11 protein-coding genes and 1 riboswitch are annotated in these 7868 nt (G+C 39.6%); of the genes, 7 read left to right on the forward strand and 4 right to left on the reverse strand.

The window, feature by feature from the left end:
* Positions 1-608 (reverse strand): L-threonylcarbamoyladenylate synthase (locus HUN22_RS13875; RefSeq protein ID WP_174730456.1); only part of this gene is annotated, 608 nt, incomplete at its 3' end.
* 90 nt (positions 609-698) lie between these two features.
* Positions 699-1361: an elongation factor P hydroxylase gene (locus tag HUN22_RS13880; RefSeq protein ID WP_174730459.1), complete on the reverse strand. Its 663-nt coding sequence runs from the start codon at positions 1359-1361 to the stop codon at positions 699-701.
* A 96-nt stretch (positions 1362-1457) separates the two neighbouring features.
* On the opposite strand from HUN22_RS13880, the gene HUN22_RS13885 reads away from it, so the two are divergent.
* The 6 genes from HUN22_RS13885 to lysM all read left to right on the forward strand — a co-directional run bounded on the left by HUN22_RS13885 (position 1458) and on the right by lysM (position 5127).
* Positions 1458-2018, forward strand: coding sequence for a YceD family protein (locus tag HUN22_RS13885; protein ID WP_002120393.1), 561 nt, complete (start codon positions 1458-1460; stop codon positions 2016-2018).
* A gap of 74 nt (positions 2019-2092) precedes the next feature.
* Positions 2093-2278: a 50S ribosomal protein L32 gene (gene rpmF, locus HUN22_RS13890; protein WP_000290730.1), complete on the forward strand. Its 186-nt coding sequence runs from the start codon at positions 2093-2095 to the stop codon at positions 2276-2278.
* 151 nt (positions 2279-2429) lie between these two features.
* Positions 2430-3416, forward strand: a complete 987-nt coding sequence (gene fabD, locus HUN22_RS13895; RefSeq protein ID WP_016142042.1) for an ACP S-malonyltransferase — start codon at positions 2430-2432, stop codon at positions 3414-3416.
* Positions 3413-4147, forward strand: coding sequence for a 3-oxoacyl-ACP reductase FabG (fabG, locus tag HUN22_RS13900; RefSeq protein ID WP_174730462.1), 735 nt, complete (start codon positions 3413-3415; stop codon positions 4145-4147). Before fabD ends, fabG begins: the two co-directional genes overlap by 4 nt.
* A gap of 84 nt (positions 4148-4231) precedes the next feature.
* A complete protein-coding gene (gene acpP, locus HUN22_RS13905; RefSeq protein WP_001279871.1) occupies positions 4232-4468 on the forward strand; it encodes an acyl carrier protein in 237 nt (78 codons plus the stop codon).
* A gap of 185 nt (positions 4469-4653) precedes the next feature.
* Positions 4654-5127 (forward strand): peptidoglycan-binding protein LysM, encoded by a 474-nt coding sequence (gene lysM / locus HUN22_RS13910; RefSeq protein ID WP_033848292.1) that lies wholly within the window; start codon positions 4654-4656, stop codon positions 5125-5127.
* 43 nt (positions 5128-5170) lie between these two features.
* Here lysM and HUN22_RS13915 read toward each other — a convergent pair whose 3' ends face one another.
* The gene (locus tag HUN22_RS13915; RefSeq protein WP_016142040.1) at positions 5171-5938 is read right to left on the reverse strand and encodes a hydroxymethylpyrimidine/phosphomethylpyrimidine kinase; all 768 of its coding nucleotides are present in this window, start codon (positions 5936-5938) and stop codon (positions 5171-5173) included.
* 97 nt (positions 5939-6035) lie between these two features.
* On the opposite strand from HUN22_RS13915, the gene HUN22_RS13920 reads away from it, so the two are divergent.
* Positions 6036-6710, forward strand: coding sequence for an HAD-IA family hydrolase (locus HUN22_RS13920; RefSeq protein ID WP_174730465.1), 675 nt, complete (start codon positions 6036-6038; stop codon positions 6708-6710).
* A gap of 58 nt (positions 6711-6768) precedes the next feature.
* On the opposite strand, the gene ribB is transcribed toward HUN22_RS13920, so the two are convergent.
* Complete coding sequence (gene ribB, locus HUN22_RS13925) at positions 6769-7428, reverse strand: 3,4-dihydroxy-2-butanone-4-phosphate synthase (RefSeq protein WP_174730468.1); 660 nt, start codon at positions 7426-7428, stop codon at positions 6769-6771.
* Between the two features lie 90 nt (positions 7429-7518).
* A riboswitch (FMN riboswitch) is annotated at positions 7519-7669 on the reverse strand.
* Positions 7670-7868 lie beyond the last annotated feature (199 nt).

Here is a 7868-nt window from a genome sequence, read left to right on the forward strand (position 1 = left end):
GCACTTACATCGCCAACACCACGACGTATGATCTCAGGATGTTCACCCGATAAATCGACAATACTTGTACTGGTTAACGTACCAAAACCACCGTCAATAAATACATCAATTCGTTTATCGAGCTGATTTTCAATATCATACGGATCATCTAAAGGATCTTCTTGGCCCGGTAAAATTAATGTACTGGTGAGTAGGGGTTCGCCCAGTTCTTGTAATAAAGCCTGACAAATCGGGTTACTTGGAATACGTAAGCCAATCGTTTTCTTTTTAGGATGCATCAATCGACGAGGAACTTCACTTGTTGCAGGCAAAATAAACGTAGTAATAGCTGGTGTGTTCGCTTTCAATAAACGATATGTCGCATTATCAACTTTTGCATAAGTCGCAATATCAGATAAGTCACAGCACATAATTGCATATTGATGCTTAGGACCTAAGCCACGAATCTGTGCAATACGTTCCATGGCATTTTTATTACCGATTTGACAGCCAATCGCATAGGCAGCATCGGTAGGGTAGACCACAACATCTCCTGCTCGGATACGTTCAACAGCTTGGGAAATGAGGCGTTGCTGTGGATTTTCAGGATGTACATGTAAATGCATCATATTTTAGAGACTCCATCACGCCAGTATTAAAAATAATTATTAGGCTTTTTAAATAACCTAGGCAAGCAATTAACGTAGTTTTTTTGTCAATTAATCAAGGAGTTCACGTTTAAATTCATCTAATTGTAAAGGTGTACCCGAACGTGTACATTGGCAAATAAAACCAATAAATGTTGCTGCATCACGGGGCAACTTAGCTTCGCCCGAAAAGTAACGTTGCACTTGAGTATAGACATTATCTTTAAATAACTTGCCATCTCCGCCATCACCCGTAAGGTTATCGAGAGATACTCTAAATTTTCTGCCAAAAGATTGTGCAAATAACCATTCAATCGCTTGAGGTTTAATTTCTACTTGTTCAAATAAACTTTGTTGTTCTTGAGTACGACCATCAGGTGCATACCAATATCCTAAATCTGGTAATAGACGCCTTTTTTCACCTGCAATAGACCAGTGACTAATTTCATGCAAAGCACTATTAAAGAAACCGTGAGCAAATTGGATCTTGGCTGGTTCTTTATTTGTTGCCGGAAAGTATTCTGGTTCAAAATCTCCACGAACTAATGTCACATTATGGTGGGAAAACCAATGATTAAAGTGTAAAATAAGCCAATCAACTTGCTCAGACTCCGATTTTGAGCTTGACCATGGTGAGAGTTGCACTAGGTCAGGTACAAGAGTGTTCTGATGAGTTGAATGGGTGCAAACGAGTAATGAAGTGTTAACTTCAGGTTGCGGCTGCAACAGGTGCATTGCTTAATTTACCCCGAGTTCTGTCTAAAGAAGTGCAAAATTGTATCTTAATCTTTGACAGAGTACCGATGAATTTGTAGAATTGCCGCCTTAATTATGTCAGCAAATACCTTTCCGGCACAGATTGAGCCGTTTAAATGGGCTGAACAAGGCTTTACATGGTCAGGTCAACTGCCCTTGTCTCGCTTTGCTCGTATCGCTCGTGAAGCTGTTGGATCAATTGATAATCAATTGATCAACATAGACTGTAAGCTATCAATGGATGCATATCATCGCATTGTGTGGATGGACGGTCACATGGACACGAAAGTTCCAATGGAGTGCCAACGTTGTTTGGAACCTGTTGAAATGCCTCTTGTCTTAGACTTCCATATTGCATTAGTGGATGATGAGTCACTGATAGAGCGCTTGGATGAGGATGCTGATTTCATCGTTTTAGGTGAAAGTGAGTCTTCGACGAAAGGCGATTATGATACGCCTGCCTCGATTAACTTACTCGCATTACTAGAAGATGAACTGTTATTGTTGATGCCTTTATCTCCCAAGCATGATGCTTGTGAACATAAACATCAACCTACCATTCAAAATGTTGTCGAAGAAAAACGGGATAATCCGTTTGATGTTTTGGCAGGTTTGAAGGGTAAACTTAACTCATAATTTGTGTTATAATTGTGAGATAAGACAACTGAATTTGTTCTGATCCATTTTTTCGATCTTTGTAAGGAGCCATCATGGCCGTTCAGCAAAACCGTAAAAGTCGCTCTCGCCGTGACATGCGCCGTTCACATGACGCTTTAACCGAGAATGCATTAACAGTAGACCAAGCAACTGGTGAAACTCATCGTCGTCACCATGTGACTAAAGATGGTTTCTACCGTGGTCGTCAATTATTCGCTAAAGCAGCTGATGCTGAATAATTGCATGATATGCATTAAGCGTGATGCTTAAGTATAGAAAAAATGGGAGCGAAAGCTCCCTTTTTTTGTTGTTTTTCGCAATTATAAATATATAAATAACATGTTAAATTTCCGCTCCAGAAATGAGTGAAAACCCAAAAAAGGATTTCTTATGTCTGCTAAACGTCTTGAACAAGTAGCTTTAGCCACAAAAACTGCATTTGTGTTTCCTGGTCAAGGTTCACAAAAAGTCGGTATGCTTGCTGAACTAGCAGAACAGTTTAGTGGGGTCGGGCAAACCTTTGCGGAAGCTTCAGATGCTCTTGGATTTGATCTGTGGCATATTGCGCAAAGTGGCGAAGGTCTCGACCAAACAGAAAATACCCAACCTGTGTTATTAACTGCCAGTATCGCTTTATGGCGTGTATGGCTTGATTTAGGTGGTCTGGCACCTAAGTACCTTGCCGGACATTCACTAGGTGAATACAGTGCATTAGTAGCTGCAGGCTCTATGAGCTTGGCAGATGCAGTTAAACTAGTTAACTTGCGTGGCAAACTCATGCAAAGTGCCGTTCCTCAAGGGGAAGGGGCTATGGCTGCAATTCTTGGTTTGGCTGATGAAAAGGTAGTTGAGCTTTGCCAAACTGTGAGTGCGTCAGGTGAGGGTTCTGTAGAAGCTGCAAACTATAATTCACAAGGCCAAGTTGTAATTGCGGGTAGTACTGCATCTGTACAACAAGTTATGGCATTGGCAAAAGAACAATCTGCTAAAGCAATTGCTTTACCTGTATCGGTTCCTTCACATTGTTCATTGATGAAACCTGCTGCGGAGAAATTTGCAGAAGCTTTGGAACAAACTGCCATTGAGCTACCTACCATTCCTGTAATACAAAATGTCAACGCGGGAATAGCTACCGATGTTGCTCAATTGCGTCAGGCGTTAACTGCACAATTGTACCAATCAGTACAATGGACAGACACGATGCAGTTTTTACAAAACCAAGGCATACATTACATTGTTGAATGTGGCCCGGGTACAGTATTGAGTAATCTCGCAAAGCGTTTACCAAATATTGAAAAAGCTTTTTCTATTGATAGTAAGAGCAAAATGGAAGATGCCCTAAATGCTGTTTTAGTGGCAGAAGGAAAAATTGCATGACACAAGAACGCAAAGTTGCATTAGTAACGGGTGCGAGTCGGGGTATTGGCGCTGCTATTGCCCAGCAACTTATTCAAGACGGTTATTTTGTTGTAGGTACTGCGACTTCTGAATCTGGTGCACAAAAGTTAAGTGATAGCTTTGGTGAACAAGGTGTAGGTTTGGCGCTCGACGTGCGTAATCTCGACGAGATTGAAGCAGTCGTTTCTCATATTGAACAGAACTATGGTCCTGTACTTGTTCTAGTTAACAATGCAGGTATTACGAAAGACAATTTGTTGCTTCGTATGTCTGAAGATGATTGGGATGACATTCTCAACATTCACCTTAAAGCAGTTTATCGTTTATCTAAACGTGTGCTTAAGGGTATGACGAAGGCACGTTTTGGTCGAATTATTAATATCAGTTCTGTTGTAGCTCATTTTGCAAACCCAGGCCAAGCGAACTATTCTGCTGCTAAAGCAGGTATTGAAGCATTCAGCCGTAGCCTTGCAAAAGAGATGGGTAGCCGCCAGATTACTGTAAACAGTGTGGCACCAGGATTTATTGCAACAGAAATGACAGATGCACTTAGTGAAGACATTCGCAAAAAAATGAGTGATCAAGTGGCTTTAAATCGTTTAGGTGAGCCACAAGATATCGCAAATGCGGTGAGTTTCCTTGCAAGTGATAAAGCAGCTTACATTACCGGTACGGTATTACATGTAAATGGTGGTTTATACATGGCCTAATGCTGATGTATAAACTTTTAAAAATTTTTATATTCAATTAAACTAGTGGCAAATTAAACGCCACAAGCAATGAGGAGAATTCCTGTGAGCGATATCGAACAACGCGTTAAACAAGCGGTTGCAGAACAACTTGGTCTTAAAGCTGAAGAGATTAAAAACGAAGCATCTTTTATGGATGACTTAGGTGCTGACTCTTTAGATTTAGTTGAACTTGTTATGTCTTTCGAAAATGACTTCGACATCACTATCCCTGATGAAGATTCTAACGAAATTACTACAGTTCAATCTGCAATTGACTATGTTACTAAGAAACTTGGTTAATTCGCATATTGCTGAATAATAAGAAGGCCGCCGTAAGGTGGCTTTTTTATTTAAGAAAAAAATTAAGAGATACATATTTTTACAAGATCAACCTCAATTGATAGCAGAGGCGTCTCTTTTTTCAAGTATAACAATAAAGGTCAGTTTAATGACTTTACTACAAACAATAATATGAGGACTAAAAGATGGGTCTTTTTGATTTTGTAAAAGGTATTGGTAAAAAAAATACCGCACCAGCAGAACCACAACCAGCTCCGGCAACACCAGCAGAACCTTCTGCACAAGAAGTTGCAAATAAATTATTAGGTTTAATTAAAAGTTTAGGATTAGGGGTAGATGGCTTATCTGTAACCTATAATGGTACCACTGATACCGCAATTATTAAAGGACAGGTAAAAAGCCAGGCAGATAAAGAGAAAATTATACTTATAGTTGGGAACATTGATCATGTGGCACAAGTAGATGACCAGATGACTGTTGCAACGCCTGAACCGGAAAGTAAATTTTATACAGTGAAATCTGGTGACAACCTTTCAAAAATTGCGAAAGAAGTTTATGGTGATGCAAATCAGTATCCAAAAATCTTTGAAGCAAATAAACCAATGTTAAAAGATCCTGATGAGATTTTCCCAGGACAAGTTTTACGTATTCCTCAATAATTGAGGTTAATAAAAAGGCGCTTTAAGCGCCTTTTTTGTGCTTTTAAAAACGCTTTGGAATCTTTTGTCCGTTTGGTACAGGGGTATCCGCATTTTTTAAAACACCGAATAACCATGTTTCAGCATGCTGTACTGCAATTTTTAAAGAATCACCTAAAGCTAAACGCCCTGCGATAAAACTCGCTAATGAACAACCTGATCCGTGATATTCACCTTCAAGGCGAGGACAGCTACTAGTCGCTGCCAGTTCACCGTTAATGTATAAACTATTTTTAATATGATCTGGTGTATCTTCGTGTCCACCTTTGACTAAAACAGCTTTAGCACCCATTTCAAATAACTTTTGAGTGGCTTGATCTAAATCAGTAATACCTGTTAAAGCGCGTAATTCAACGGTATTTGGAGTAATAATAGTCGCTAGAGGAATAAGCTCAACGAAAGCTTTAACGAGAGTTGCCTGATCACCTAAAGAACCACCACTGTTTGCGACTAAAACAGGGTCAAGTACATATTGGTAGTCAGGATGTGCACGAAGAAATTCAGCTAGTGCAGCAATATTATCTGTTGTGCCAAGCATGCCGGACTTAACACATTTAATGGGTAAGTCACCTACCACAGCATTAGCTTGTGCTAGTAATAGTTCTTTTGAGGTCGCTTCAAAGCCAAATACTTGTTGTGAGTTTTGAATGGTGAGGGCAGTACATGCAATTGCTGCATGGGCACCACTTTGTCCAATTGCTTCGATATCGGCTTGTAAACCTGCACCACCTGAAGGGTCTAAACCCGAGAAACAAAGTACGGTTGGACGCACGGTTATTTCCTTTTCAATTTAAATTTACGTTAGTATAAGAGAGTTTAATTAAACTCTCGACCAATTGAATTAAATACTTTACTGGGTTAGTGATTGAATGGCTATAAAACATATTTTGATTGATTTAGATGGAACCTTAACCGACCCAAAAGTTGGAATCCATACTTCAATTCGCTATGCAATGGATAAGTTGGGCTATCTATTGGCTGCCGATTTAAATATTGACTGGACAATTGGTCCCCCGTTAAAAGCATCATTAGCGAAACTTCTAGACACACAAGATGATGCTTTAGCTGAACAAGCTTTACTTGCTTATCGCGAGCGTTTTTCGGTTACTGGTTTATTCGAAAATGAAGTATATCCCTCTGTTGCAGAAACGCTTAGTGCATTAAAAAAAGAAGGATATCGTTTATTTGTCGCCACCGCTAAACCAACGATTTATGCAAAACGTATCTTGGATCATTTTGAATTAAGCCAGTACTTTGTACATATTTATGGGAGTGAGTTAACGGGTGAACGGACCAATAAAGCTGAGCTTATCCATTATATTCTGGAACATGAACAATTAAATCCTGAAGAATGCTTAATGGTGGGCGATCGCCAATATGACATTTTGGGTGCTCGTCATAATGGTATTGAGGCAGTAGCAGTAACTTATGGTTATGGAACACCAGAGGAGATTGCTCAAGCCCAACCAAAAGCAATGATTACGCAATTTTCTGAACTTTTGGAATATGTTGAAGGGCAGGCAACCCAAAAGAAAGTATCTTAAATATTATTAAATTTTAATTTGAAGGTTTGACTTTGAACTAAAGCCAAACCTTTTTTATTTAAATATCGTGTTTTTGGCGGTATTGAACAAGTTCTTCAATGGTAATCACAGTTAAGTGATGCGTTTGAGCATATGCTAAAACTTGAATACCTGAAGCCATTGTGCCATCTGGGTTGGTTAATTCACATAACACGCCAGCGGGTTTAAGCCCAGCTAGTCTTGCTAGATCAATTGTTCCCTCTGTATGGCCTCGACGAGTAAGTACGCCACCATTACGTGCACGTAATGGAAAAACGTGACCCGGACGATTAAGGTCACTTGCAACAGCGCCATCTTTAATAGCAGTTTGAATGGTAGTAACACGATCTTTAGCAGAAACACCGGTAGTCACACCTTGAGCTGCTTCAATGGTCACTGTAAAAGCAGTATGAAACTGACTTGAGTTTTGAGAAACCATTGGAGGGAGTTCTAGATGATCTGCTAGCTCTTCTGTAAGGCATAAACATACAATACCTGAGCCATCACGAATCATACGCGCCATTGTTTCAACAGTTAGTGTTTCGGCTGCAACAATAAGATCAGCTTCATTTTCACGATCGAAGTCATCCATTACCAAGACAGGCTTACCTTGACGGATATCTTCTAATGCTTGTTGAATGCGTTGCTCAGCAGGAGAGAGGGCTGAGAAAAAAAGTTCTGGTTGAATTAAGCTAGACATAATGAAACGCTCTCGTAAAAATACGGTTGAACATTTCAGGACTGATGTAAAAACAGGCTGGCACTGAAATAAAACGGATTTATCCCAGTTCGTCGTCTTCTTTCATCCGGACTATACCGTCGGCTTTGGAGTTTCACCAAATCTGCTCAAATTACACAATTTAAGCTCGTGGGCTTGTTAATCTATTTAGAAAAATTAACTTTACCACCGGTGGGGAATTACACCCCGCCCTGAAGCGATGGGTTTTATTATAGCGCGCTTGATAAAATTGGCTAGATGCTTTTGTAGAATGCTAAGTCTCATTATGAATAAGTATTTTCATAAACAGAATTAGGCTTTTTAACAAGAGCTTACTTGTTGATATGAAAATGGAATGCTATGTTTTTTATAGAAAATTATAAATAAAATAGGTGTTTCATGCAGATAAGAGACTATTATCC

Source organism: Acinetobacter lactucae (genome assembly GCF_013344765.1).
Classification (GTDB): domain Bacteria; phylum Pseudomonadota; class Gammaproteobacteria; order Pseudomonadales; family Moraxellaceae; genus Acinetobacter; species Acinetobacter lactucae_A.